The 23,235-nt window shown below is 66.3% G+C and carries 27 protein-coding genes; 12 read left to right on the top strand and 15 right to left on the bottom strand.

Translation table 11 applies throughout. From position 1 onward, the window contains the following. Nucleotides 1-20: 20 nt before the first annotated feature. Together ACQY8M_RS31025 and ACQY8M_RS31030 are read left to right on the top strand one after the other, a co-directional pair. Nucleotides 21-1,073 carry a prolyl hydroxylase family protein gene (locus ACQY8M_RS31025; RefSeq protein WP_428664288.1) on the top strand — a complete coding sequence of 351 codons (1,053 nt, stop codon included), beginning with the start codon at nucleotides 21-23 and terminating at the stop codon, nucleotides 1,071-1,073. Further along, nucleotides 1,070-1,438, top strand: a complete 369-nt coding sequence (locus ACQY8M_RS31030; protein WP_428664291.1) for a hypothetical protein — start codon at nucleotides 1,070-1,072, stop codon at nucleotides 1,436-1,438. Before ACQY8M_RS31025 ends, ACQY8M_RS31030 begins: the two co-directional genes overlap by 4 nt. Nucleotides 1,439-1,540: 102 nt before the next feature. Here ACQY8M_RS31030 and ACQY8M_RS31035 read toward each other — a convergent pair whose 3' ends face one another. The 6 genes from ACQY8M_RS31035 to ACQY8M_RS31060 form a co-directional block, all read right to left on the bottom strand. Further along, entirely contained in the window at nucleotides 1,541-1,969 is a 429-nt protein-coding gene (locus ACQY8M_RS31035; protein ID WP_428664294.1) for a GyrI-like domain-containing protein, read from the bottom strand. 67 nt (nucleotides 1,970-2,036) lie between these two features. Then, a complete protein-coding gene (locus ACQY8M_RS31040) occupies nucleotides 2,037-3,551 on the bottom strand; it encodes a M81 family metallopeptidase (protein WP_428664297.1) in 1,515 nt (504 codons plus the stop codon). A 3-nt stretch (nucleotides 3,552-3,554) separates the two neighbouring features. After that, on the bottom strand, nucleotides 3,555-4,106 hold the full coding sequence (locus tag ACQY8M_RS31045) for a carboxymuconolactone decarboxylase family protein (protein ID WP_428664299.1): 552 nt from the start codon (nucleotides 4,104-4,106) through the stop codon (nucleotides 3,555-3,557). 107 nt (nucleotides 4,107-4,213) lie between these two features. After that, entirely contained in the window at nucleotides 4,214-4,888 is a 675-nt protein-coding gene (locus tag ACQY8M_RS31050; RefSeq protein ID WP_428664302.1) for a ChrR family anti-sigma-E factor, read from the bottom strand. Further along, complete coding sequence (locus ACQY8M_RS31055; protein WP_428664305.1) at nucleotides 4,885-5,349, bottom strand: sigma-70 family RNA polymerase sigma factor; 465 nt, start codon at nucleotides 5,347-5,349, stop codon at nucleotides 4,885-4,887. The genes ACQY8M_RS31050 and ACQY8M_RS31055 overlap by 4 nt, the downstream gene beginning before the upstream one ends. A 92-nt stretch (nucleotides 5,350-5,441) precedes the next feature. Beyond that, the gene (locus ACQY8M_RS31060) at nucleotides 5,442-6,836 is read right to left on the bottom strand and encodes a M20 family metallopeptidase (protein WP_428664308.1); all 1,395 of its coding nucleotides are present in this window, start codon (nucleotides 6,834-6,836) and stop codon (nucleotides 5,442-5,444) included. A gap of 48 nt (nucleotides 6,837-6,884) precedes the next feature. Between ACQY8M_RS31060 and ACQY8M_RS31065 the strand changes: the two genes are divergently transcribed. Together ACQY8M_RS31065 and ACQY8M_RS31070 are read left to right on the top strand one after the other, a co-directional pair. Then, nucleotides 6,885-8,030: an iron-containing alcohol dehydrogenase gene (locus ACQY8M_RS31065; RefSeq protein WP_428664311.1), complete on the top strand. Its 1,146-nt coding sequence runs from the start codon at nucleotides 6,885-6,887 to the stop codon at nucleotides 8,028-8,030. Nucleotides 8,031-8,295: 265 nt separating this feature from the next. Beyond that, nucleotides 8,296-8,481, top strand: a complete 186-nt coding sequence (locus ACQY8M_RS31070) for a hypothetical protein (RefSeq protein ID WP_428664314.1) — start codon at nucleotides 8,296-8,298, stop codon at nucleotides 8,479-8,481. A 123-nt stretch (nucleotides 8,482-8,604) separates the two neighbouring features. Here the strand turns inward: ACQY8M_RS31070 and ACQY8M_RS31075 are convergent, their stop codons facing one another. Continuing rightward, nucleotides 8,605-9,630 carry an AraC family transcriptional regulator gene (locus ACQY8M_RS31075; protein WP_428664316.1) on the bottom strand — a complete coding sequence of 342 codons (1,026 nt, stop codon included), beginning with the start codon at nucleotides 9,628-9,630 and terminating at the stop codon, nucleotides 8,605-8,607. Nucleotides 9,631-10,078: 448 nt separating this feature from the next. Between ACQY8M_RS31075 and ACQY8M_RS31080 the strand changes: the two genes are divergently transcribed. From ACQY8M_RS31080 to ACQY8M_RS31090, 3 genes are all read left to right on the top strand, one after another. Further along, on the top strand, nucleotides 10,079-10,501 hold the full coding sequence (locus ACQY8M_RS31080; protein ID WP_428664319.1) for a hypothetical protein: 423 nt from the start codon (nucleotides 10,079-10,081) through the stop codon (nucleotides 10,499-10,501). Nucleotides 10,502-10,755: 254 nt separating this feature from the next. Further along, on the top strand, nucleotides 10,756-11,253 hold the full coding sequence (locus ACQY8M_RS31085) for a hypothetical protein (RefSeq protein WP_428664322.1): 498 nt from the start codon (nucleotides 10,756-10,758) through the stop codon (nucleotides 11,251-11,253). Nucleotides 11,254-11,313: 60 nt separating this feature from the next. Then, the gene (locus ACQY8M_RS31090; protein WP_428664324.1) at nucleotides 11,314-11,775 is read left to right on the top strand and encodes a DUF5990 family protein; all 462 of its coding nucleotides are present in this window, start codon (nucleotides 11,314-11,316) and stop codon (nucleotides 11,773-11,775) included. 23 nt (nucleotides 11,776-11,798) lie between these two features. Here the strand turns inward: ACQY8M_RS31090 and ACQY8M_RS31095 are convergent, their stop codons facing one another. Beyond that, nucleotides 11,799-12,197 carry a winged helix-turn-helix transcriptional regulator gene (locus tag ACQY8M_RS31095; RefSeq protein WP_428664327.1) on the bottom strand — a complete coding sequence of 133 codons (399 nt, stop codon included), beginning with the start codon at nucleotides 12,195-12,197 and terminating at the stop codon, nucleotides 11,799-11,801. A gap of 112 nt (nucleotides 12,198-12,309) precedes the next feature. On the opposite strand from ACQY8M_RS31095, the gene ACQY8M_RS31100 reads away from it, so the two are divergent. Then, nucleotides 12,310-13,092, top strand: a complete 783-nt coding sequence (locus ACQY8M_RS31100) for an SDR family oxidoreductase (protein ID WP_428664330.1) — start codon at nucleotides 12,310-12,312, stop codon at nucleotides 13,090-13,092. 50 nt (nucleotides 13,093-13,142) lie between these two features. Here ACQY8M_RS31100 and ACQY8M_RS31105 read toward each other — a convergent pair whose 3' ends face one another. From ACQY8M_RS31105 to soxR, 3 genes are all read right to left on the bottom strand, one after another. Beyond that, nucleotides 13,143-13,418 carry a hypothetical protein gene (locus ACQY8M_RS31105; RefSeq protein ID WP_428664333.1) on the bottom strand — a complete coding sequence of 92 codons (276 nt, stop codon included), beginning with the start codon at nucleotides 13,416-13,418 and terminating at the stop codon, nucleotides 13,143-13,145. A 262-nt stretch (nucleotides 13,419-13,680) separates the two neighbouring features. Further along, the gene (locus tag ACQY8M_RS31110) at nucleotides 13,681-14,325 is read right to left on the bottom strand and encodes an OmpA family protein (RefSeq protein ID WP_428664336.1); all 645 of its coding nucleotides are present in this window, start codon (nucleotides 14,323-14,325) and stop codon (nucleotides 13,681-13,683) included. Nucleotides 14,326-14,462: 137 nt separating this feature from the next. Continuing rightward, the gene (gene soxR / locus ACQY8M_RS31115; protein WP_428664338.1) at nucleotides 14,463-14,921 is read right to left on the bottom strand and encodes a redox-sensitive transcriptional activator SoxR; all 459 of its coding nucleotides are present in this window, start codon (nucleotides 14,919-14,921) and stop codon (nucleotides 14,463-14,465) included. A 96-nt stretch (nucleotides 14,922-15,017) separates the two neighbouring features. Here soxR and ACQY8M_RS31120 point away from each other — a divergent pair, with 96 nt between their 5' ends. Next, nucleotides 15,018-15,398 (top strand): VOC family protein, encoded by a 381-nt coding sequence (locus tag ACQY8M_RS31120; protein WP_428664341.1) that lies wholly within the window; start codon nucleotides 15,018-15,020, stop codon nucleotides 15,396-15,398. A 4-nt stretch (nucleotides 15,399-15,402) separates the two neighbouring features. On the opposite strand, the gene speB is transcribed toward ACQY8M_RS31120, so the two are convergent. The 3 genes from speB to ACQY8M_RS31135 all read right to left on the bottom strand — a co-directional run bounded on the left by speB (nucleotide 15,403) and on the right by ACQY8M_RS31135 (nucleotide 18,975). Further along, nucleotides 15,403-16,368, bottom strand: a complete 966-nt coding sequence (speB, locus tag ACQY8M_RS31125; protein ID WP_428664344.1) for an agmatinase — start codon at nucleotides 16,366-16,368, stop codon at nucleotides 15,403-15,405. 106 nt (nucleotides 16,369-16,474) lie between these two features. Beyond that, nucleotides 16,475-17,809: an aspartate aminotransferase family protein gene (locus tag ACQY8M_RS31130; RefSeq protein ID WP_428664347.1), complete on the bottom strand. Its 1,335-nt coding sequence runs from the start codon at nucleotides 17,807-17,809 to the stop codon at nucleotides 16,475-16,477. A gap of 29 nt (nucleotides 17,810-17,838) precedes the next feature. Further along, entirely contained in the window at nucleotides 17,839-18,975 is a 1,137-nt protein-coding gene (locus tag ACQY8M_RS31135; protein WP_428664350.1) for an NAD(P)/FAD-dependent oxidoreductase, read from the bottom strand. Between the two features lie 254 nt (nucleotides 18,976-19,229). On the opposite strand from ACQY8M_RS31135, the gene ACQY8M_RS31140 reads away from it, so the two are divergent. The 3 genes from ACQY8M_RS31140 to ACQY8M_RS31150 all read left to right on the top strand — a co-directional run bounded on the left by ACQY8M_RS31140 (nucleotide 19,230) and on the right by ACQY8M_RS31150 (nucleotide 22,328). Next, nucleotides 19,230-20,354 (top strand): TRAP transporter substrate-binding protein, encoded by a 1,125-nt coding sequence (locus tag ACQY8M_RS31140; protein ID WP_428664353.1) that lies wholly within the window; start codon nucleotides 19,230-19,232, stop codon nucleotides 20,352-20,354. Between the two features lie 85 nt (nucleotides 20,355-20,439). Next, entirely contained in the window at nucleotides 20,440-20,994 is a 555-nt protein-coding gene (locus ACQY8M_RS31145; RefSeq protein WP_428664356.1) for a TRAP transporter small permease subunit, read from the top strand. Next, a complete protein-coding gene (locus ACQY8M_RS31150) occupies nucleotides 20,991-22,328 on the top strand; it encodes a TRAP transporter large permease (RefSeq protein ID WP_428664359.1) in 1,338 nt (445 codons plus the stop codon). The genes ACQY8M_RS31145 and ACQY8M_RS31150 overlap by 4 nt, the downstream gene beginning before the upstream one ends. A 10-nt stretch (nucleotides 22,329-22,338) precedes the next feature. Here ACQY8M_RS31150 and ACQY8M_RS31155 read toward each other — a convergent pair whose 3' ends face one another. Next, nucleotides 22,339-23,175, bottom strand: a complete 837-nt coding sequence (locus ACQY8M_RS31155; RefSeq protein WP_428664362.1) for a class I SAM-dependent methyltransferase — start codon at nucleotides 23,173-23,175, stop codon at nucleotides 22,339-22,341. Nucleotides 23,176-23,235 lie beyond the last annotated feature (60 nt).

Below are 23,235 nucleotides of genomic sequence, written 5' to 3' on the forward strand. Positions count from 1 at the left end.
GTTCCTATTCGTGGGTGACGATGACCGCGCTCTCCCTTCGACCCGGCGATCGCGTTCCCGACTTCATCCTGCCGGGTCTCGACGGCAAGTTGCGCAAGTTCATCTGGTCCTTCACCGGCCGCGCCGTGGCGCTGGTCGCGGTCGACGACCTGAAGACGGTGGATATCGAGCAGTTCGCCGCCTTTGCCGCGCGCTGCAAGGACGTGCGAGTCGACATCGTCGTTGCTGCCGGCATGCCCGTGGCGGCTGCGTCGGCGGCCTGGACGGCGCTCGGCGGCGATGCCGACGGCCGCCTGCTGCTATGCGACGGCGAGCGCAAGTTCGTGCCGCTGCTGCTGATGCAGGGCGGCGGCGTCGCCTTCGGCCAGGCGGGCATGGGCCTGCGCCTGCGCGTGATCGTGCTCGATGCCAACCAGCGGGTCGCCGCCTCGTTCGACAGCCGGCCGCTGCTCGCCGCCGCCGAGCAGATCGCCGCCCTCGCCCCCTCCGTGCGCAGCGACGAGAGTGCCGACCAGGTGATCCGCACCGCAACGGCACCCGTCCTGGTGCTGCCACGCGTCTTCGAGCGCGAGTTCTGCGCCCAGGTGATCCGCCTGTGGGAAAAGGGCGATCACAAGGACTCCGGCGTCTCGAGCCGCTACGGCACCGTCGGCATGCTCGACCTCAAGCGCACCGAGGACTACATGGTCGTCGAGCCGATGATGCAGAAAGCGATCTCCGATCGCATCGCGTACCGCATCGGGCCCGAGCTGGTGAAGGTCTTCGCCTACGACCGCGAGTTCGGCTTCGACGCGCATGTCGTGCTCTCCTACAGCGCCGATGGGCGCCACTTCTTCGGCGCCCATCGCGACAACGGCGCGCCGACCACGGCCGACCGCTCGTTCGCCGTCTCGCTCAACCTCAACGACGACTTCGAGGGCGGCGAGCTGGTCTTCCCGGAATATTCCGGCATCAAGGTATGCCCACCTGCCGGCGCCGCCGCCGTGTTCTCCTGCTCGGTGCTGCACGAGGCGCTGCCGGTGACGCGCGGCCGGCGCTTCGTGCTGACGACGTTCTTCCGGACGAAGAAGTGATGCGCGCCCTCGCCTGTGGACTGGCGCTGCTCGTCGCGGCGGCCGGTGCAGCAGCGCAGGAGGGCGCGAGCGCCCATATGGAGGGCTGCCTGATCTGGAGCGGAAAAGGCGCGGTCGGCGTGCGCAACGAATGCAGCCGGCCGATCGCGCTGAAATTCATGACCTTCGACGACCAGCAGGTCGTCACGGCCGAGCTGACGCCCGGCGGCCGCTTCGTTTCGGAAGCCGAATGGGGACAGTCCGGCGGTTTCATGTTCACCGCCTGCCCGGCCGGCTATCAGCCGAACGTGGCCTTCTCGATCCAGAACAAGGAAGCGATCGGCCTCAGCCTCTACAACTGCGTCGGCGGCAGGCCGAATTCGTGATCTCCCGTCGTCCCGACCGGAGCGAAGCGGAGTGGAGGGATCTGTTCATGCAACGTCTGCCGGGATGAACAGGTCCCTCGGCTACGCTCGGGACGACGGGGGTTACGCGAGCAGCGCGTAGAGGTCGGCGTCCTGCGCGGTGCCGTAGATCTCCCAATTGACGCCGCTCGGCGTCACGCCCTCGCGGTTGCACCATTCGAACAGCGTCTGCCAGGCGCCGGGCAGCCCCTCGAAAGGACCCTTCAGCGCGTAGTGCGCGGCGCGGCCGGCGGGCAACTCCGACAGCACCACGTCGCCCCGGTCCTGGAAACGGCGCGCCACGATGCTGCCCATCTCCATGTCGAGCGCGCCGTCCGCCGGCGTGCGAAAGCGCGTGATGCCTCGGCCCACGGCGCCGGCGTCAAGCGACGCCAGCGACGCAGCAAGGGTGGCCCGCGCCGAGCGCTGGGCGTCGGGGATTCCGCCGAACGGCACCTTCGCCTTGATGACGGCGGTGAACTGACGTTCGGTCGTGACGACGCTGCAGCTCATGATTGCCCCACATACTCAACTATTTGGTTAAGTGTATGGCCTGCCCATTGGCCCTGTCAACGCTCCATCATGCCGGCCGCGTGCCGGCGTACGGATCGTTCACGCCGTCGAGCGGCCAGATCGGCCGCCGCAGCTTGGTGAATTTCAGCCGCGTGATGTCGGGCGAGCAGATGCCGCCTGAATCGACCAGCACGATCTCGCGCGCGATCGGCGCATAGGCGGCACGGAAATGCTGCACGCTCTTCACCACCAGCACGTCCTTGGCCCGCGGATCGATGCCCTGGCTGAGGAAGACCTGCAGGTCGGTGGTCTGGATGCGGCTGGAGATGGTGACGACGTCGATGCCATCGATCCGCAGCACGGCGGTCGGCCCCATGTTGCTCTCGACGCCGGCGTTCATCGGCCCGTCGTTCGTGAACACGCCGTCCGACAGCATCTTCACGAGTGCCGTGGCCTTTATCGGCTTGCCCATCGATTCGTCGGTGTGGCCGCCGAGCTCGACCTCGATCGTGGCGCCGACGCCGGCCGCGATCGCCTGCTGCACCGTGCCCGGATCGTAGATCGTGCCGATCGCGGCGTTGCGGATGCCGGCGTCGAGCAGCGCCTGCAGGACCGGCGTCGTGTCGTTGTAGCCGCCACCGCCCGGGTTGTCGGTGCCGTCGGCGATCACCAGCGGACCGGCCTTGCCGCTGACGGCCCGCGCGGCGGAAACGCCGTCGGCGACCGGGCGGTAATCCGCCGACATCTCGTCCCGCCGCCGCCAGATCTCGTCGATCATCGACCGGGCGATCTCGCGGGCGCGCGCCTCGGCCGGCGGCTCGTAGCTCACGGCGATCGAGGGGCCGGTGTAGGGCATGTCCGACCAGGTGAAACCGACCTGGATGCTGACCACGTTGATGCCGGGCTCCTTCTCGTACGCGTCGGCGCGCGCCAGCAGGTCGCGCATTACGCCGGGCTGGGTGGTGCGGCCATGATCGGCGCCTTCGAGCATGGCGGGCTGGCTGAGCAGGCAGCGCGGCGTCTTTCGGCCTTCCAGCGCCTCGTGCACCAGAGCGGCGGCCTGGACCGCGCGATCGTAGCCGTCGATATGCGGATAGGTGCGGAAGCTCACCAGCGCGTTGGCGTTCCTCGCCATCCGGAGCGTGGCGTTGGCATGCAGGTCGAGCGTGGCGACCATCGGCACGTCGGGCCCGATCACACCGCGCAGCGCCTCGAGCAGCGCGCCCTCGGCGTCGTCCTCGGTCTCGGTCACCATCGCGCCATGCAGCGACAGGCAGACGGCATCGAGCTTGCCCGCGCTCTTCGCGGTGCCGACGATCCTGTCGCGGATCGCCTCCCAAGTCTCCTTTGTCAGCATACCCGACGGCGTCGCATTGGCCGCCACGGCATAGACCGGCTCCCAGCCATACATGGCCGCCGCGTCTATATAGCCGCCGACCTCGTTCCGCGTGCCCTTGAAGCGCGGCACCATCTCCTCGCCTTCGATCAACCATCGGCGGCGATAGTCGTCGAGCGTGGTTTCGAGCTTGCTGAAGGTATTCGTCTCATGCATGAACTGCGCGACCAGGACGCGGTACGCCATGGTCTACATCTTCGCCGTCTTGAGCCACTCCGCCTGGCCCTCCTCGCCCTCGACACCGGTGGTCTCGAGGAAGCGGCAGACCATCATGTAGTAGCCGACGGTCAGCGTGAGCTCGACGATCGCACCGGGCGTCAGGAAGGCCTGCACAGCCTTGAGGTTCCTGTCCGAGGCCTTGACGTTGCGCACCACGTCGTCGGCGAAGCGCAGGACCGCCTTCTCGTTGTCGCTGAAGACCGGCGAGTCGACAGTCGCCTCGCGCAGGGCGGCGATCTTGTCGTCCGAGATGCCGGCCTCGCGGCCGATCCGCTCGTGCTGGAATACCTCATAGGCGGCGCGGCTCAACCGTCCAACGCGGATGATCGCGAGCTCGCGCAGCACCGGATCGAGCTCGCAGCGGAAGAGCAGCGCATTGCCCATCCTCACGAAGCCCTTCAGCCCGGCCTCCGAGTTGGCCAGCATGCGGTAGATGTTGAGGTGCGGCTTCAGCTTGTCGAGGAACTCGGCATGCTTGCCGGTGGCCTGATCGACTTCGTAGTACGGAATGCGCGACGACATGATTTTCCTCCAGGCCCGCGAGCCTGAAGGCAAGCCGTCGTGGGGTCAATGTTTGCTGGGAGCACCGCTCGATTGCAAGGACTGGCCTCAGCGACGCACGAGGTGGGTCACATCCAGCCCCAACGCACTAAAGGGTTGAGGAGGCGCCCCCACACACCTGTCAACACGATGGGTTTTTCGACCACGATCAAGGCAATGCACGGCTCGCCCGGATCGGCGATCGGCTCGTGTTCCTGCGGGCCGGGCCCGACCGCGAAATCTCCGACCCCATAGTTGCCGGTGTTGTCGGTGTATCCGCCCTGCAACACGATGGTGAATTCGGCGGCGACGTGACGATGGACCGGCAACCCCTTGCCCGGCTCGAGCCGCAGCAGGGAAACGCGATGCGTTCCGTCACGGAGGCCGATCCTGATCTCGTCGAATCCGCCGAACATCCGTTTCCAGGCCTTGCCGGCGAGGTAGGGCCGCAGCGGCGCCGGCGCCCAATCGAAGCCGGGCCGAGCGACGCCGGACTGCCGCAACGCGGCAGCCGGCACGCGCGGCGCCTCGACCGGCACGCCGTCGAGCCGCGCCAATGCCTGCTCCAACGCAGCATCGCCCAGGTCGCCTGTTGTCGCCTCGCCCTCGATCAGCGCCGCACCGACGTCGCGCAGCCGCTCGACCACGCGCCGCGACGCCGGATCGATCGCGACGTGCAGCGCCACCGCCAGCGCCGGCCCCTCCGGCAGGACGCCGGCCGCGTAATCAAGCAACAGCTCGTCGGGCGCCGGATGGCGGCTCATCGATCCTCTTCTTCCCGTTCCAATGCCTCGCGCAGCTTCCCCAGAGCGAGGCGAATGCGTGACTTCACCGTTCCCAGGGGCAGCGCCAATTCCTCGGCGATGGCCGTATGGGTCTTGTCCTCGAAGAATGCCTTGCGGATGACGACCAACTGGTCAGCTGAAAGGCCTTCCATCAATTTCCTTATCCGGTTGTACGTTTGTCCGGCCGACACGGATTTGTCAGCGCTATCCTCCTCCGGCGAAAAGATCGCCAGCCAGTCCTCGACCTCGATTGGCGGCCGGCCGGTCCGGCGCAATAGATCGATCCGCTTGTTGCGCGCGATGGCGTAGATCCAGGTTGCGGCGGAAGCGCGGTTGCGATCGAAGCTGGCGGCCTTGCGCCACACCATGATCAGCGCTTCCTGCGCTACTTCCTGCGCGGACTCTGCATCGGCGCCGCCCTTCATGATGAAGGCTTTCACCCGGGGCGCGTAGTGCCGGAACAGGGCCGCGAAGGCCGTCCGGTCCTGACGGGCTGCGATGGCCAGGATCAGGTCGGCGGCTTCGTCGGCAGTCAGACGGGCCGTCCTTGCGCCCCGAGATCCCAGAAGACGCCAGTCATCAGGCGCAGCCCCTCGCGCGCTACCGGTGCCAGCAGGTGCTCGTCCGGCGCATGCTGCGAGCAGGCGGCGTAGGAATGTGGCACCCAGACCGTCGGCATGCCGAGGATGTCGGTAAAGACTTCGTTCGGCAGCGAACCGCCGAGGTTGGGCAGGATATGCGGCTTCGACCCGAAGGTCGTCTCGAGCGACTTAGCGGCAAATTTCGCCCACGGGTTGTCCGGGTCCAGCCGGGTCGCATTCATGATCACGTCGCGCGCCTGCTCGACCTCGATGTCGCCGAAGCCGTGCTTCTCGAGGTGCCGGCGTAGCGCCGGGATGATGTCGTGCGGGTCCGTGCCGACCACGAAACGCAGCTGGCAATAGGCGACGGCCGACGGCGGAATGGCGTTGACCGGCCGGTCGGGATTGCCGGTCTTGAAGGCCAGCACTTCGAAGGAGTTCCAGCCGAACACTCGCTCGATCGGCGTCAGCCCCTTCTCGCCCCAGTCCTCGTGGATCTTCGGGGCGCCCTCACCGGCATCGATCGACACGTCGGCCAGCGCCGCCCGCACCGAATTGGTTAGTGTCCTGGGCCGCCATTCCGGCACTTTGATCTGGCCGCGCTCGTCGGTGATCGAGGCCAGCGCATGGGCCATGACAATGCCGGGGTTGGCCAGCAGCCCGCCCCAGTTGCCCGAATGATGGCCGCCCTCGCGATAGGCGAGCTTCAGGTTGAAGTTCAGCGTGCCGCGGGTGCCGCCGAAGATGCACGGCCGGCGATGGTCGAGCCGTGGCCCGTCCGAGCCGATCAGCGCGTCGGCCCTGAGCGCCGCCTTGTTGGCCTTGCAGAAATCCGCGAGGCCCGGCGAGCCGGTCTCCTCACCAGTCTCGATCAGGATGGTGGAGTTGAAGCCGAGCGAGCCGCGCTCTTCGAGTACGCAGGCAAGGGCTGCGATGTTGATCGTGTGCTGGCCCTTGTTGTCGGCCGTGCCGCGGCCATACATCTTGTCGCCTTCGACCACGATCTTCCACGGCGACAGCCCGGACCGCCACTGGTCCTCCTGGCCGCGGATCACGTCGCCATGACCGTAGGTCAGCACTGTCGGCTTGGCCGCGTCCTCGACCCGACGCGCGATCAGGAACGGCCCGTACTCGGCGCGCGGATTGGGCAACACCGTGCAGTCGTACCCCATCTTCTCCAGCGACTCGGTCATCTCGCCCGAGACGTACTGCTGCAGCGCAGGCATCGAGCCCTGCTCCTGGCTGGTGGTGGGGATGGCGACGCGGCGCTGGAGATCGGCCAGGAAGCCGCCGTCGTCAAAATACTGCTCGGCGCGCGCAATGGCGCCGTTTCTGGATCCGCTCATGGGCTCTAAGCTACCAAGGCAGCGGCCAAAGAGCCAATCGGAGGGAACATGACGCAGCCGGGTCAGGTGGTCTTCAGCAGGATGGAAGAAGTGGTCTACGGCAAGCCGGCCGCCGAGACCGTGGCCGACCTCGCCCGCCGCCGCGGCGCCGAGCGCGTCTTCCTGATGGTGAGCGGCACGCTCAACCGGACCACCGACGAGATCGAGAAGCTGCGCCGCACGCTCGGCAACCAGTGCGTCGGCACCTTCGACAGCATGCCCGCGCACACCCCGCGCGCCGCGGTGATCGCCGCCGCCGAGCAGGCGCGCGAGGCGAAGGCCGACCTGATCGTCACCCTGGGCGGCGGCTCGATCACCGACGGCGCCAAGGCCGTGCAGCTCTGCCTCGCCAACGACATCCGCACGCCAGAGGCGATGGACACGATCCGCGCGCCCTCGCCCGTCAAGCCGCCGAGCGTGCCGCAGATCTCGATCCCCACCACGCTGTCGGCGGGCGAGTTCTCCTACATCTCCGGCGTGACCGACGAGCGCACCAAGGTGAAGGAGTTGTTCCGCCACGCCGACATAGTGCCGCGCGCTGCCGTGCTCGATCCCGAAGTGACGCGCCACACGCCGATGTGGCTGTGGCTCTCGACCGGCATCCGCGCGCTCGACCATTGCGTCGAGGGCGTATGCTCCAACGAGGCGAGCCCGTACGGCGACGCCCAGGCGCTGCACGGCCTCGCGCTGCTGGCGCGCGGCTTGCCGAAGGTGATGGCCGACCCTAACGACATGGCCGCGCGGCTCGACTGTCAGCTCGGCTCATGGCTCTCGATGGCGCCGCTGGTCGCCGGCGTGCCGATGGGCGCGAGCCACGGCATCGGCTACGTGCTGGGAGCAGTATTTGACATCCCGCACGGCCACACCTCGTGCATCATGCTGCCGTCGGTGATGCGCTGGAACAAGCCGGCCAACGCCGCGCGCCAGGCTCTGGTCGCCGCCGCAATGGGGCATCCCGGCGAGGATGCCGGCGACGTGCTCGACGCCTTCATCCGCGGCCTCGGCATGCCCCGCAGCCTCACCGAAGCGAAGGTCGGCCCAGAGAACTTCGACCGCATCGCCAAGCAGGCGATGGGCACGCCTTGGGTGCCGCGCAACCCGCGGCCGATCCCGGGGCCGGAGCAGGTGAGGGAGATACTGGAGCTGGCAGCGTGAGCCTTACGCCCAAGTGCTTGGGACCCTCGCCCTACAGTTCGATCCCGGCACCTGCAGTCAGAACGATCTGGCGGCCTTGGTCACGGCGATTGCGCGCTTGGCTTCCCTATAGTCGGTCAGCAGCTCGCACATATGCGCGATCCGCCAGCAGCGCGCTCGAGCAGCTCATGAGGATGGTAGAAAACTCGCAACATGTCAGCGACTTGCAGCGGGCGAACTATGCCAGCCGCGAGGAAAGAGGTCGCCACGATTGGCCGTGGACCAATTGACCGCTGCCCAATTCACGACCGGCAGCGCCACCGACACAGGTTCGCAGATCGTGCGCCACCAGGGCACAGGTGCGCTGCTCTACGACAGCAATGGAGCGGACGCCGGCGGCGCTGTCCAGTTTGCGAGGCTCATGGGTAGCCCGACCCTGACGAATGCCGACATCAAGGTTGTGCGACCATAGCCGCCCCAAAGGGCAGCACGCTCCCAGACCGCCTCATTTCGGTCGGCATTGAATTCTTGGGCGATGACCGATCGTTTGCCTCCCGGCAACGCGCCGGATTTGGGAGCACTTTGGCTGTTTGCGTCAGGATTCGAGCCAATCACGCTCCTTCGCCCGGAATTGCATCGGTGTCGCGCCGGTCCAGCGCTTGAAAGCACGCACGAGAGCCGCCGCCTCCGAGTAGCCGGTCAGGTAGGCGATCTGGTCGAGCCTGAGGTCGGTATCGCCGAGATAGCGTTTCGCAAGCCCGCTCCGAACTTCATCAAGCAGTGTGCTGAATGTGACCCCGCGCGCCGCCAGGCGTCGCTCGAGCGTCTTGCGGCTCATGCTCAATTCGGCGGCAATCGCGTCCAGGTGGACGGTTCCCTTGGCAAGCCGGTCGATGACCAGCTCTCGCACATCGTGAGCGACGTCCCGAGTCCTCGGTGCCGGACCCAGGATCTTATGGCAGGCTCGCTTGAGCACTTTGAGGAGCGCGCTGTCGGCGCCGATCACCGGCAGGTTCATCGCATCGTTGTCGTAGACCAGGGCGTCCCAGCTGGCGCGAAATCTTACGGAGCAGCCGAGATAGTCGGCGTAGGCGATCTTGCCATTGGGTCGACCGTGCATGAACTCTGCACGCAAAGGTGAAACGCGCTTGCGTGATATATCCCGGCAGGCCCGCACGATTATCGCGGCAATGTACTCGGAATTGTGTCGTAGTCCCCGGAGCGCTTCGTCGGTTTCGCGGAAGCGCAAGATGACATGCGATCCCGTGCCCACGATCTCGATATCCTCACCGTCGCCGACAACGCGGTGGTAGCGCTGGATATTGCCAAGAGCGTCGAACAGTGTGGGCGAGTTGAGCATTAGGAAACCAAGCATGCCGCTGCTTCTCGCTTCCTGAGCGGCACCCAGGCGCAACCCGTAGCTGGCGTCGCCGAGGACATTTGCCGCGCGTTCGACCAAGGCAAGCACTGAGGCGTAGGGGATGCGGTTCTCGGGGTCCAGAACGTCCGCGCGCTTCAAGCCGGCTTCCTTCAGAAGACCGTCAGGCTTTATGCCGCGGCGCCGGAGGTCGCCGACTACCCTGGTCGCCAGGCGCGCTTCGATCTTGTGAGTTTGCGACATGTAGACCGCCAGACGCCGGGGACTTGGCGGTAACGGTCGATGATGTGCCGATATCAGTCAATGAAGTTTCGGTGGCCCAAGCACGCGGCAGGTCGCTGTCGACCCCGGCCAGCACTTGGTCCCATCCAGAGCCAGTCCACCGCCAAGCCGCGAGTCGGGGCTACCAGCGCCGGGCGGGAAGGTATCGGCGCTCCGATGGCTTTCCCAATCTTCAGCCCCCCGGCATTTCTCCTTCAAGTCGGGCGATAGTGGTCACCGGTCATCCAGATTGTCGTCAAGGGTCAACATTCTGGCGTGCGAGATCAATGCGGTGGAGGCTTGTGACGCGCATATCGCCCGACATTCGCCCGCTCAAGCATTGGGGCGGGGCTGTGCGGCAATGCCACGTCTCCACCAGGCTCCGGTCGGCGCGGCGGTGACCGGCAGGGACGAGCAAGGAGCGCTCATAGTGGTCGAGAATATTCCCTGGATCAGCGCGGACGACTACGATCTCGCCACACTTTATGAGACGCTGATCGAGCGTCACGAGCGGGTGTCACCCGATTGGGGCGTACCGATGATGGCTGTCAGGCTGATGGCCAGGCGGGCGGGCCTCGACTCCGTCCTGAGGGGGTTGGAGTTGCACGGCGTGTCCTGGGCGGCCGAGCGGTGTCGTTACGAGATGACGGCGCGGCAAGAATTCTTCGCCCGAGTTGTCGCCAGATTGCCAGTCTACGATATGCGCGAGGCGGAGGGGGCCGCCCGCGAGCTGGCCCACGATCTCGCAGTATTCGACAGCTCGCAGGCATCGACGCGCCTCTGGAAGTTCTTCGGTAGGCTGTTGCGTTGCAGTCGGGAACGGCAACTCAGAGCATCGCAGGGTTGTCACTGAGGCGGCGACGCGTCATTGCCGGCGAGAACTTCGCGCTCGAACAGACCCGCGCAACGAAATCACGTTCATCCGCTGTCGGCGTGTCGCAACCGGTCAACAGTTTGGCGGCCGGGATCAATGCATTTGATGCACGAGATGCGCACATGGCCGGTGTCAGCCGAAGCAAAGGGTCTCGACGGGCCGCAGCCCGCCGGCGAGGACGGGCAGCAGAGCCCCAGCCTTGCACTGAAGATGATCGGCAGAAGAGGACCATCATGGCACACGACAGAGCGGCAGCCCTGCAGCGGATCAAGACCAAGAATGCCAATGAACGCGCGATCATCGAGGCAGTCGACAAAATCGTCCACGCCATGGGCTATTGCGCCGGGCTCGGCACCACGGGCCCTACGAAGGATGACGTACTTCTCCGCTGGACCAAGAGCCTGGGTGGCGGACGGGAAGACGAGGACGGCCTTCGTGTCTCGCTGGAACGCGAGATCATGGATGACGATTTCGTCGGTGAGTACTGGCTGCCGGCCTGGGCGGTCACGGTCTGGGTTCCCGAGGCGACGAGACCTGGCATCGCCCGATGGGCGCACCATCCGGACAACGAGCTGAGCCGCCCGCTCATCTCGCTGCTCGAAGCGGTCGAGTCGCTGCCGGAGATCGAGGCCGCGGCGATGGCCAAGTATCCGCAGCTCATGACGAGGAGGAGCGAGGCGTGCGCCATGGCGACGAGCGATGCCCCGATCTCGCCCAGGCAATCAATATGATCTCCGCGGCCCTGCCCGGACGCGTATAGAAATACCGCCGAGCTGTTGATGGAGGCGACCGTGCGACCTGAGCGTTACGAGCTACCGATCCGAATCGTCGTCGTGGACCCGGTTCCCGGACTCTCGATCGCGCTCCAACGGGGACAGGCCGCCAAGTCCGAGCTCATCCCGCCCGCGAGCCGCTCCCGGGAAGCCGTGACATTCGACATCGAGGTGACGGTCGACGGCTGCCTGCCAGATGGGCGGCCACGGCTGCTCGGCCCTGTTGTGCAGGGCCCGCCCCAGGCGCGCTTCGTCTATCTGGCGGTTGGCACGTACGCGGGCCAAACGGCGTCTCCCTGGGGTGGTCGGGTCAAGGTCCCGCTGGGCGGCCTGTCCTCGGAGCAGATGGACGCGCTGGCGCCCGGCCAACGGCTCGTCACGCTAATTCCGGGCCGGTCGCCAAAGGGCGGACCCGCCCTGGCATCGGTGCAGCTCCTGGCGCCGGGCTGGCAAGTCGACGCTCATAACCGGAGCAGGTGAAGGAAATTCCGGCGCCGGCCGCCTCAGCGTCCGGAGGAAAGGTTCGCCGCCGTCGGTTGCCCCTGCCATCGCTGCGCCCAGAACAGCAGCTCGTCGAGCGCCGGGCAGAGTTCCTCACCGCCTGGCGTGAGGCGGTATTCGACCTTGGGCGGCACGACCGGATAGACGGTGCGGGCCACGATGCCGTCGCGCTCGAGGTCGCGGAGCTGCTGGATCAGCATCTTCTGCGTGATGCCGGGGATCGCCCGTTCCAGCTCGCTGAAGCGCAGTGTTCTTCCGCCGAACAGCTCGAACAGGATGGTGAGCTTCCAGCGCCCTTCGAGCACCTTGAGCGCCGCCTGCACGCCGGCCGATGCAATCCCGGGCGTGATGCCGGGATAGACGCTTTTCTGCGCGCGCTTTTTCGGGTCGGCGTCGACCATGAGATGAACCTTACCTTGAGGTAAGTACCCTACTTTTTCGTGCGTTCTTGTCGTGTGGACAGCATGGCGCCATGTAGCCGTTTGTTCAACCATGGCGATTGGAGATCAGACCATGACTTTCGACCTCGAACTCTCCGGCCGCCGCGCGCTCGTCACCGGCGGCACCAAGGGCGTCGGTGCCGCCGTCGTCCGCGCCCTGCTCGATGCTCGCGCGACGGTGCTGGCGACGGCCCGTTCGATCCCCAATCCTGCGCCGAACGACGCGCATTACGTCGCTGCCGACCTCACCACCGCGGACGGCTGTACGTCGGTCGCGCGGGAGGCGCGCGATCGGCTGGGCGGCGTCGACATCCTCGTCAATGTGCTCGGCGGCTCGGGCGCGCCGGGCGGCGGTTTTGGCGTCCTCGACGACGATACGTGGCGGCGCGAGCTCGACCAGAACCTGATGCCGGCCGTGCGCCTCGACCGTGCCCTGCTGCCAGCGATGATCGAACGGGGCAGTGGCGTGATCGTCCATGTCACCTCGATTCAGCACGAGCTGCCCCTGCCGGAATCGACGACGGCTTATGCCGCGGCCAAGGCGGCGCTGTCGACTTATAGCAAGAGCCTGTCGAAGGAGGTGGCGCCCAAGGGCATCCGTGTCGTGCGCGTGTCGCCCGGGTGGGTGGAGACCGAAGCCGCCATCGCCCTGGCCGAGCGGCTCGCCGTGCAGGCCGGCACCGACTACGAGGGCGGCAAGCAGATCATCATGAAGTCGCTCGGCGGCATCCCGCTCGGTCGGCCGGCGAAGCCCCGGGAGGTCGCGGACCTCATCGCCTTCCTCGTCTCACCGCGAGCCGGTGCGATCACCGGCAGCGAACATGTGATCGACGGCGGGACCGTGCCCACGGCGTGAGCCAGGGCTGTTCGGATTCCTTCCGCACCGGCGGTCTCGAACGACGCCTCCTAAAGGTTTCCGCCGGCGATCATGCCGAAGCGCGTCCTGATCTCCTCGACCGTCGGCACATGGTCCTCGACCAATGAGGGATACTCCCGGGCGAGTTCGGCGCGATCCATCTCGTCGAGATGGCCGTGGGCCGCGACGTGATCGCCCGGCAATGCCGCCAGCGCCTTGTCCAGGTGAACCGCCTTCCAGTGCCTCGCGCCTGCCGCGACTTCGGATTCAAGACTCACCAACCGCTCCTCGAAGCGCCGCAGCACCTTCGCCAACCCGTCCGACATGTCTGACCTCCCGATGCATTCGTTCGCCGTCATGGTGGAGTGCGTGCGCGCCGACGGCAAGTCGATGCCCTCGAGCCGGCCAGGTTTCCGGCATCGGAACCATCCCGTTCACCACGTCCCCGGCTCAAGCAGCTGCGCGCAGGGTGAGGTCGACGCGGTGGATGTGTCCATTCGCCCTGCAGACGGCGCCATCCGGGGATCGGCGCACCCAAAAGAAACGGGGCGGGCTTTCGGCCCGCCCCGTGCTGCGTCGTGACGCCTGTCAGGTACGCGGGACCATGCGCGCCGGCAGGGCGATCTTCATGTCGGTCACGGCGCGCTCGAGCACCGGAATGGCCGAGCCCGCATCCGGGGTCTCGCACTTGCTCATCGCCTCGGCCGCATCCTGGTCGATCTGGTTGGTCCGGTAGCGGCGGTAAAGGACGCTCAGCTTCCTGCAATAGTCGGTATCGCTCAGGAGCACCTCGGCCGGGCGCTCGGTGACGACGATGTCGACGCTGCGGTTGCGCTGGTCGGGGACATTCTGGGCAGTCTTGACCGGCAGGTTCTGCTCGCCGACACCGAGCGCGGCGATCGCCGGGGCCGGAACGCCGTTCTTCTGGAGCTCGGCCTGGACCGCCGCTGCACGCTGCTTAGAGAGCTGCAGGTTGAACTGCGGTGTGCCGGTCGTATCGGTGTGGCCGGTCACGGCCACAGAACGACCGCCGCTCGACTTGAAGACATTGGCCGCCGTCGCGATCGTCGCCACGGACTCAGGCGACAGGGCCGCCTTGCCCGTGTCGAAAAGAACCGTGTAGTTCTTTTGCACTGGCGGCGGCGCCGGCGGAGTAGCCACCGGCACAGGCTTCTGCTGGCAAGCGGTCAGCAGAAGCACGGCCGCCGACGCCAACATGATTCTCGACAACATTTTATCATTCCCCCGTTTGGTAGAGCACGTGCTTGTAGCGCGGTGTCCGCGCAAAGGGAATGCCGTCTGTGAGGGCCGAGCCTGCCGCATCTGTGGGGCATTCGCCCTCGAGCTTTCCCTCCCCGAACTCGGGGAATCTATTTTTGCCGCGGCCGGTCGCCGAGTAGAAAACGCGGGCCGGCGCCGGCGCGGCCAGCCTCGTCGCCCGGATTGTAGAGCCGGCATCGGTCGAGCGAAAGGCAGCCGCAGCCGATGCAGCCGTCGAGCAGGTCGCGCGTGCGCTCGAGCAGGTCGATCCGCTGCTGCAGCGCGCCGCGGATACGACGGCTGATCGCCTGCCAGTCCGCCCGCGTCGGCGCGCGCTTCATCGGCAGGGTCGCGAGCTCGGCGGCGATCTCGGCAAGCGACAAGCCGAGTTGCTGGGCGATCAGCGCGAAGGACAGCCGCCGCATGTCGGCGCGCGCGAAGCGACGCTGGTTGCCTCCGGTGCGGATCGCCTTCACCAAGCCCTGCGCTTCGTAGAAGCGGATCGCGGAAACCGACATTCCCGTACGCCGGGACAGCTCGCCGATCGACAGCAGGGGCTGGACTGGCACGTGACGATCTCCCTGAATGGCTTGACCTCAAGTTAGGTTGAGGTCCTAGCCTGCGATGCGCAAGGGCAATCGTTCCCGTTGCAGAGGAGCTTTCCGATGGCTGGACCCCGTATCGAACATGTCAACGTCACCGTCAGCGACCCCGATCGCGCTGCCCGCCTCATGGAGTCGCTGTTCGGCTGGCACGTGCGCTGGCAAGGTCCGGCGCGCAACGGCGGCCGCACCATCCATGTTGGGTCAGACGATCACTACATCGCGCTCTACACCGGACACGGGGTAGCCTACGGCGCCGACGATTTCGTCAAGGGTCGCCCTCTCAACCACATCGGCGTCGAGGTCGACGATCTCGCCGCGATCGAGGCCAAGGTGGTCGCCGCAGGCCTGCGCCCGTTCGGCCACGACACCTACGACCCGGGCCGTCGGTTCTATTTCCTCGATCCGGACGGCATCGAGTACGAAGTCGTGAGCTACCGTTGATCGCTCAGATCCTGCCCTTGCGCTTTGCCACCGACTCGGCGAGCAGGCAGAGGATCTCCCACATCATGGTGACGCCCACGAGCGCGGTGTTCCCGCTCATGTCGAACGGCGGCGAGACCTCGACCACGTCGCCGCCGACCAGGTCGAGCCCGCGAAGGCCGCGGAGCATGCGCTGCGCCTCGTGCGGGGTGTAGCCGCCGATCTCGGGCGTGCCGGTGCCGGGCGCATAGGCGGGGTCGAGGCCGTCGACGTCGAAGCTGACATAGGTCGGGCCGTCGCCTACGACGCGGCGCGCCTCGGCGATCACCTTGTCGACGCCGAGGTCGAAATACTCCTCGATGTAGATCACCCGCATGCCCTGCTCGACCGCCCAGTCGTTGTCGTCGCGCTTGTAGAGCGAGCCGCGGATGCCGATCTGCACCACCCGCTTGGGATCGAGCAGCCCCTCCTCCACCGCGCGGCGGAAGGGCGTGCCGTGGGTGTATTTGTAGCCGCCGAAATAGGTATCCCAGGTATCGCTGTGAGCGTCGAAATGGACCATGCCGAGCGGCGCTTGGCCTTTCGCGATGCCGCGCATGATGGGCAGCGTGATCAGGTGGTCGCCGCCGGCCGACAGGGGGATGGCTCCGGCCGCATGGATCTTGGCGTAGAAGTGCTCGATGCGCGTCAGCGAGTCGTCGAGGCTGGCAGGGTTGACCGGCGCGTCGCCGAGGTCGCCACATTTGGCCAGCTCGTAGGGTGCGACGCGCGTCACGTGATGGATGCGTCGCATCATGGTCGAGAGATCTCGCATCTGGCGTGGCCCGTGACGGGCGCCCGGCCGGTTGGTGGTGCCGCCGTCCCACGGCACGCCGATCATGCCGATCTCCACGTCGGCCGGATTGCGCTGCAACGGCAGGCGCATGAAAGTCGCGATATCGCCGAACCGCGGCACGACGGTACCGGCGACGGGCTGGGGGAAGTCAGTCATCGTTCATGCTCATCGCTGGGAGTGCGGCTCTCCAGAGCCGCTTTTCCTCGGGTTATCCCAACCCCATGAGCGGCTCTGGAGAGCCGCGCTCCCGGCAACAATGTCATTACGCCACCAGCAACGCCTTGCGCGCCGCCACGAACTCGTCGACCGAGGCGACGAACCGGTCGGCCTCGGCGTCGCCGATCATGATGTTGAGCGCCACGAAGCCGCGCCGGGCGATCCAGATGCCGGCTGCCACCATGTCGAAGTAGAATAGCTCCTTGGCGTCCTGGTTCGAGGTAGCGATGTCCGCCGCCGTCCGGATCGGCCGGGTCGTGGCATGCGCCGTCATCATCGAGCCGATTCCGGAGAACTGGAAGGCGACGCCGGCCTTCTGGCAGATCGCATTGAGCCGCTCGCGGATTTTCTCGCCGCGGGCGTTCAGCGCAACCGCCGCCTCGGGCGTGTAGACCTCGCCGTAGCCCGCGACGCCCGCCGCCATGGTCAGCACGTTGTTGTTGAAGGTGCCGGCGTGGGGCAGATGGTCGGGTTTGGTCGGGTCGAACAGCTCCATGATCTCGCGCTTGCCGCCAAAGGCGCCGAACGACATGCCGCCACCGATGTACTTTCCAAGCGTCGTCATGTCGGGAATGACGCCGAGCTTGGCCTGCAGCCCGCCGGGCGACAGGCGCGAGGTCATCACCTCGTCGAAGATCAGGGTGATGTCGTGGCTCCAGGTCTCCTTGCGCAGCATGTGGAGAAACTCGGCATCGCCCGGCAGGCAGCCGTGGCTGCCCTGCATCGGCTCGACCAGCACTGCAAAGATCTCCTGCGCATGCTTGCGCAACAGTTCGCGGGTGCCGTCGACGTCGTTGTACGGCGCGACGATGTATTCGTACGGCATGTTCACCGGCGAGCCGCCCGAGACGAAATACAGCACGCCGCCGTGGTAGCCGCCGTGGAACACCATGACCTTGGTCGCAGCCTTGCGACCCTTGCGCTGGGCAAAGACGCGGGCGCCGGCCAGCGCCATGACATTGCCCTCGGTGCCCGAGTTGGTGAAGCGCACCAGGTCGATCGACGGCATGCGGTCGACGATCAGCCTGGCGAGCTTGCCCTCGTTCTCGTTGCGGCCGGCATAGTTCCAGCCGTGGTCGAGCGCCTTGTCGATGGCGGCACGGATCACCGGATGGGAGTGGCCGTAGATGCCGGCGGTATACTCGCCCAGCACGTCGATGTATTCGTGTCCGTCGGCATCCCACAGCCGGCAACCCTCGCCCTTGACGACGGTCAGCGGGAACGGCGCATTGTGCAATGTTGTGCGGGTATTGCCGCCGGGCATCGCCTCAATGGCTTCCTGCTGGCGAGCGAAGCTCCTGGGATTGCGGTCGATATAGGCCTGCCGCACTTCGGCGAGCGCGGATTGCAGATCCGAATTGACGAGCGGCTGATCGGGCACGGCTGACTCCTTTGGGACGACCGAGCCTATCACACCACGTTGAGCTCCCGCACAGGCCGGCCGGCGGATATCCTCTCATAGCCGAACGGCGACAAATCCAGTGTCCGATAGCTGCCGTGCACGATCAGCTCGGCGACGGCACGGCCGACCGCCGGCGACTGCTGGATGCCGTGGCCGGAGAAACCGGTGGCAAAGACGATGCTGTCGATCTCCGGATGGCGGCCGACGATGCCATTCTGGTCGAAGGTATTGTACTCGTAGTAGCCGGCCCATGAATTCACCACCTTGGCCGCCTCGAAGGCCGGCACGCGATGAGCCAGCACCGGCCAGACCATGTCGTCCCATTCCTGATGCTGGACCTCGAGCGGCGCGCCCGGCGGGTCATTGCCCGGCGCAGGCGTCGTGCCGGCCAGCCAGAAGCGCCCCTCGGGCCGGAACCACACGCCCGACGGATCGATGGTGAGCGGCAGCAGCGGCAGCGTCTCGCGGCAGTCGAAGACGAAGACCGAGCGGCGGCGGGGCTCGACCGGCAGCGCGATGCCGGCCATCGCCGCGACCTCGCCGGACCATGGCCCCGCCGCGATGACAATAGTGCGCGCTTCGACGCTGCGGCCGGAGCGCAGCGTCGCCCTGTGGGGTTCAAGCCCGACCACCTCGTCGTCGAGATACCGGACGCCTCGCTCCCGCGCCTTGCGCCGGAAGCCCTGCATCAACGCCGGCCCGTCGAACCAGCCTTCGTTCGCCGTGCCGTGCGACGCGAGCGCCACGCCTTCGCCTGAGATCGCCGGAAACCGGCCGATCAGCGCGGCCGGATCGAGCAGCTCGACCAAGCAGCCCTCACCCCTCTGGATGACGTTGTTGGCGCGCAGCACCGCCTCGCCCGCCGGGCTCGCCAGGAACAGATACCCCGGCTCGCGCAGGCCCAGGTCGACATCGAGCAGCTTCTTCGCCTGCCGCAGGAAGCCGATCCCATGGCGCGACAGGTGAATGTTGAGCGGCGTCGAGAACTGCTGCCGGATCGACGACGCGGACAGAGCCGACGACGCCCGCGTATAAGCCGGATCCCGTTCGATCACGGTGACGGTCCCGTCGAAGTTGGGATCACCCGAAAGATGCCAGGCGATGGACGAGCCCATGACGCCGCCGCCGACGATGACGATGTCCATCAAGCTCGCTCCTTCAGGAATTCGGACCAGCCGAAGTCTTACCCGAGGCGGAAGTGCGCGCCAAAGCTGGTGTGACTTTCCGTGGCGTGAAATCCGGGGTAGAAGGCCGCAGCAGGTTGGTTTGAGTCCCGGTCAGCGACGCGGTTCGTCGGCTGGCCTTGTGGCGTCCAGCATAAGCGTGGTCCCCCCCGAACACCGAACTCGGGGCTTGCGTAAAAAAATGGACAAACGCACTCGAATAGGGAGGAAGAACGATGCACGGGTTCCTGTTGGGACTTGCAGCACTGGCCGTGTCGGCGACGATAGCCTCGACCGTACACGCCCAGGCACAACCAGCGTCGGCCCAGCCGCAGGCGCAGAAGACGCTGAAAATCCAGACCAGTTGGCCGGCTTCCGGTGCGGCCTTCGACCAGATGCAAACCTTCGGCAAGCGACTGGAAGTCGTCACCGGCGGCCGCATCAAGATGGAAGCCCTGCCGGGCGGCCAGATCGTGCCGCCGTTCGAGGTGCTGGACGCCACCCACAAGAAGGTGATCGACGGCGCCCACACCTGGCCGGGCTACTGGGTCGGCCGCAACAAGGCGGCGATCCTGTTCACCGGCGGACCGGCCGGCCCGTGGGGCATGGACCACATCGATTTCATGAGCTGGATGTGGCACGGCGGCGGCTTCGAGATGATGCAGAAGTTCTACCGCGAAACCCTGAAGATGAACGTCATCTCGATCCCGATGCACACGCAGAGCCCGCAGGCGCTCGGCTGGTTCAAGAAGAAGATCGACAACGTGGCTGACTTCAAGGGCATGCGCTGCCGCGAGACCGGTATCGCCCAGGAAGTCTTCAACGAGATGGGCATGCGTACCGTGAACATGCCGGGCGGCGAGATCATGCCGGCGGCGGAACGAGGCGTGATCGACTGCGCCGAGTGGGTCGGCGGCGTCGACGACCTGAAGTTCGGCTTCCACACGATCTGGAAGTGGCATTACGCGCCGTCGCTGCACGAACCCGTGTCGATCGGCGAGCTGATGATCAACCTCGACGTCTGGAACGGATTCAACCAGGCCGATCAGGAACTGATCAAGAGCGTCGCCTGGGAAACCCTGTTCTGGCACTGGGCCAAGTGGCAGCGCCAGAATGCCGAGGCAGTCGAAGAGTTCAAGACCAAGCATGGCGTCAACGTCATGCACACGCCGCCCGACATCCTGAAGGAATTCCTCGCGGCCTGGGATCGTGTCGCGGCACGCGAATCCGAGAAGAACCCAGTATTCAAGGAGATCTACGAATCGCAGAAGAAGTGGGCGTCGGTCACCGTGCCGATGAAGAAGGTCTACTTCCCGCCCTACGCGATCGCGGCCGACCACTACTGGCCCGACAAGAAATAAGAACCAAGGCCAAAGCCCGCTTCGCACGCGCGAAGCGGGCTTTGCTTTGCTGCGCGTAAACTTGCCTGAATAAGGGGGGGAGCCCATGGCGACAACGCCGACACCGGCCTATCTCGCGACAATACGGGGGATAGACAAGTTCACCGAGTACACCGCGTACGTCTTCTGCCTGCTCAACCTGCCTCTGATCGGCGCCAATACCTGGGAGGTGATCTCCCGCTATGGCTTCGGCGAGCCGACCGAATGGGCGCTCGACACCACCACCCAGTCGTTCGGCGCGATGTTCATGCTGGGCGCGGCCTATGCCCTCTCGAAGGGCGCGCATGTGCGCACCGACATGCTGTGGGAGAACTTCTCCGACCGCACCAAGGGCCTGATCGACGCCGGCGGCTACATCCTGTTCTTCCTGCCGACCATGATCGTGCTGTTCTGGATCAGCATCGACGACTTCTTCTACTCGATGTCGATCAATGAACGCTCCAACACCACCTCCTGGCAACCGATCCTCTGGCCTTTGCGCGGCGTCGTCCCGCTGGCCTGCCTGCTGCTGTTCATCCAGGGCATCTCCGAGCTGATGAAGAGCCTGTGGGCGGCGCGAACCGGCCAGTTTCTGGTCCATCAGGAGAAGCTCGAACTATGACCGGCGACCAGATCCTCGGCCTGGTCATGCTGTTCGGCATGATCACGGTCATCTTCGTGGGCTTCCCCATCTCCTTCACCCTGCTCTTTCTGGGCCTCGCGTTCGGCTGCATCGGCCTGGGCGCCGACCTCACCTTCAACCTCGCCTACCTGCAGATCTGGGGGACGATGAAGGACGAGGTGTTTCCCGCGGTCCCGCTGTTCATCTTCATGGGCTTCATGACCGAGCAGGCCGGATTGATGGAGCGGCTGTTCGCCGCCCTGCGCAACCTGCTCGCCCCGGTGCGTGGCTCGCTGTACCTGGCGGTGATCCTGACCGCCACGATCTTCGCCATGGCGACAGGCGTCGTCGGCGCGGCAGTGACAGTGCTCGGCATCATGGCGGCGCCGATGATGATCAAGGCCGGCTACGACGCGCGGCTATCCTCGGGCGCGATCGCCGCCGGCGGGACCCTGGGCATCCTCATCCCGCCGTCGGTCATGCTGGTGGTGATGGGACCGACGATGGGCGTCCCTGTGAACCTGCTGTACTCCGCCGCCTTCGGTCCCGGCTTCCTGCTGGCGAGCATGTATATCGTCTATACGCTGGTCCGGAGCTTCATCAATCCCAGCCTCGGGCCCCCGGTGCCGAAGGAAGACCGCATCACCGATCCGCTCGTGATCATCAAGGAGGTCATCGTCGGCGTCCTGCCCTTGGCGCTCCTGATCGGCTTCACCCTCGGCACGATCCTGGCCGGCATGGCGACGCCCACCGAGGCGGCGGCCTGCGGTGCCAGCGGCGCCACCTTGCTGGCACTGTGCTACGGCAAGCTGTCGTTCAAGGTGCTGAGAAATGCCGCCGTCATGACCCTGATGACCGCAGGCGTGGTCATCCTGCTGGCGGTCGCCTCCAACGTTTTCGGCGCGGTCTTCACCAAGCTCGGCACAGCGCAGGTCATCACCCAGGCTTTGGCGGCGATCCCGCTACCCGACATCTGGAAGCTGGTCGTCATCATGATCGCGATCTTCCTGCTCGGGTGGCCGTTCGAATGGCCGGCGATCGTGCTGGTTTTCCTGCCGATCGTCCTGCCCGTGGTCGAGACGCTGCAGCTCGGCATGAGCAAGCTCGACATGCTGCTCTGGTTCGGGGCGCTGACGGCGGTGAACCTGCAGACGGCCTTCCTGTCGCCTCCCGTCGCCATGTCGGCTTACTATCTGCGCAACGTCGTCCCGCAATGGAGCCTCGGCCTGATTTACCGCGGCATGGGCGACTTCATGATCATCCAGGTGATCTGCCTGGTCCTGGTTGTCTTCTTTCCCGACATCGTGCTCTGGCTGCCCCGGTCGCTGAAGTAGGCAATCCAGACTAGGGCCGGCGTGCGACGAGGCGCACGCCGCCGAGACTGCCGCTGTCGTAGAGGCGCGCGATCACGCTGTAGAAAAGCTCCTGTGCCCGGTAGGCGCCGTCGCCGTGCACGGTGGCATAGGCGGCGCGGTTCTGGCGCCACGCCGCGAGCCGCTCGGCGGCGAAGGGCGCCCAGTCCGGGGTGAGGTCGGTGACGGTGACGTCGCAGAAGCCCGCCGCCTTCACGTCCTCGGCGTACGCCGCCTGGCTGGTCAGCGAATTGGCATACACGATCCGGCGGGCGTCCTCCCAATCGGCCGGCGCGAACGGCCTGTGCTGGCAGAGGTCCTCGACATAGCACGCACCGCCATGCCGTAACGCTCGTGCGAGGCGCGCGAAGAGGCGCGGCCGATCGGGGATGTGGACGATCGCCAGGAAGCTCACGACGGCATCGAAGCCTGCGTCGTGCAGCGGCTCGACGAGCGCGTCGCCGCAGAGGTGGGTCACGCGATCGGCGAGGCCGGACCGGCGCGTGAGATCGACACCGACCGCATGAAGCTCGGGCTGCAGCTCGAGCGCGGTGACGTGGCAGCCCGTGGTGTGCGCGAGAAAGCGCGCCGGGCCGCCGACGCCCGCACCGATGTCGAGCACGCGGCTCCGAGGCCCCAGCCCGAGCGCGCGCCCCGCGGCCGCGATCGCGTCCGTCCCGTGATAGTGCCACTGGTCGAGCGCGAAGAGCTGCTCCGGACGGATCGGGTCGTGCGGCCCGATGCCTTGTGCCGCCAGGCCCCGTTCGATGCGATCGAGATGCGTGTAGAGCGGCATCGCCCCGATCTGCGGCGGGTCGTTCTCCTTCATGTTCACACTCTCCTCATCTTCCTTCCTGGCGAAGCCGGGGAGGTGGCGCGTCGGCACTTT

This window comes from Reyranella sp. (genome assembly GCF_965279465.1).
Taxonomy (GTDB): domain Bacteria; phylum Pseudomonadota; class Alphaproteobacteria; order Reyranellales; family Reyranellaceae; genus Reyranella.

Coding starts and splice junctions, on each gene's coding strand:
- ACQY8M_RS31025 (WP_428664288.1), top strand. CDS start 21: ATGACCGCGCTCTCCCTTCGACCCGGCGATCGCGTTCCCGACTTCATC.
- ACQY8M_RS31035 (WP_428664294.1), bottom strand. CDS start 1,969: ATGAGCTGCAGCGTCGTCACGACCGAACGTCAGTTCACCGCCGTCATC.
- ACQY8M_RS31040 (WP_428664297.1), bottom strand. CDS start 3,551: ATGGCGTACCGCGTCCTGGTCGCGCAGTTCATGCATGAGACGAATACC.
- ACQY8M_RS31045 (WP_428664299.1), bottom strand. CDS start 4,106: ATGTCGTCGCGCATTCCGTACTACGAAGTCGATCAGGCCACCGGCAAG.
- ACQY8M_RS31050 (WP_428664302.1), bottom strand. CDS start 4,888: ATGAGCCGCCATCCGGCGCCCGACGAGCTGTTGCTTGATTACGCGGCC.
- ACQY8M_RS31060 (WP_428664308.1), bottom strand. CDS start 6,836: ATGAGCGGATCCAGAAACGGCGCCATTGCGCGCGCCGAGCAGTATTTT.
- ACQY8M_RS31065 (WP_428664311.1), top strand. CDS start 6,885: ATGACGCAGCCGGGTCAGGTGGTCTTCAGCAGGATGGAAGAAGTGGTC.
- ACQY8M_RS31075 (WP_428664316.1), bottom strand. CDS start 9,630: ATGTCGCAAACTCACAAGATCGAAGCGCGCCTGGCGACCAGGGTAGTC.
- ACQY8M_RS31085 (WP_428664322.1), top strand. CDS start 10,756: ATGGCACACGACAGAGCGGCAGCCCTGCAGCGGATCAAGACCAAGAAT.
- ACQY8M_RS31095 (WP_428664327.1), bottom strand. CDS start 12,197: ATGGTCGACGCCGACCCGAAAAAGCGCGCGCAGAAAAGCGTCTATCCC.
- ACQY8M_RS31100 (WP_428664330.1), top strand. CDS start 12,310: ATGACTTTCGACCTCGAACTCTCCGGCCGCCGCGCGCTCGTCACCGGC.
- ACQY8M_RS31105 (WP_428664333.1), bottom strand. CDS start 13,418: ATGTCGGACGGGTTGGCGAAGGTGCTGCGGCGCTTCGAGGAGCGGTTG.
- ACQY8M_RS31110 (WP_428664336.1), bottom strand. CDS start 14,325: ATGTTGTCGAGAATCATGTTGGCGTCGGCGGCCGTGCTTCTGCTGACC.
- ACQY8M_RS31120 (WP_428664341.1), top strand. CDS start 15,018: ATGGCTGGACCCCGTATCGAACATGTCAACGTCACCGTCAGCGACCCC.
- speB (WP_428664344.1), bottom strand. CDS start 16,368: ATGACTGACTTCCCCCAGCCCGTCGCCGGTACCGTCGTGCCGCGGTTC.
- ACQY8M_RS31135 (WP_428664350.1), bottom strand. CDS start 18,975: ATGGACATCGTCATCGTCGGCGGCGGCGTCATGGGCTCGTCCATCGCC.
- ACQY8M_RS31140 (WP_428664353.1), top strand. CDS start 19,230: ATGCACGGGTTCCTGTTGGGACTTGCAGCACTGGCCGTGTCGGCGACG.
- ACQY8M_RS31145 (WP_428664356.1), top strand. CDS start 20,440: ATGGCGACAACGCCGACACCGGCCTATCTCGCGACAATACGGGGGATA.
- ACQY8M_RS31150 (WP_428664359.1), top strand. CDS start 20,991: ATGACCGGCGACCAGATCCTCGGCCTGGTCATGCTGTTCGGCATGATC.
- ACQY8M_RS31155 (WP_428664362.1), bottom strand. CDS start 23,175: ATGAAGGAGAACGACCCGCCGCAGATCGGGGCGATGCCGCTCTACACG.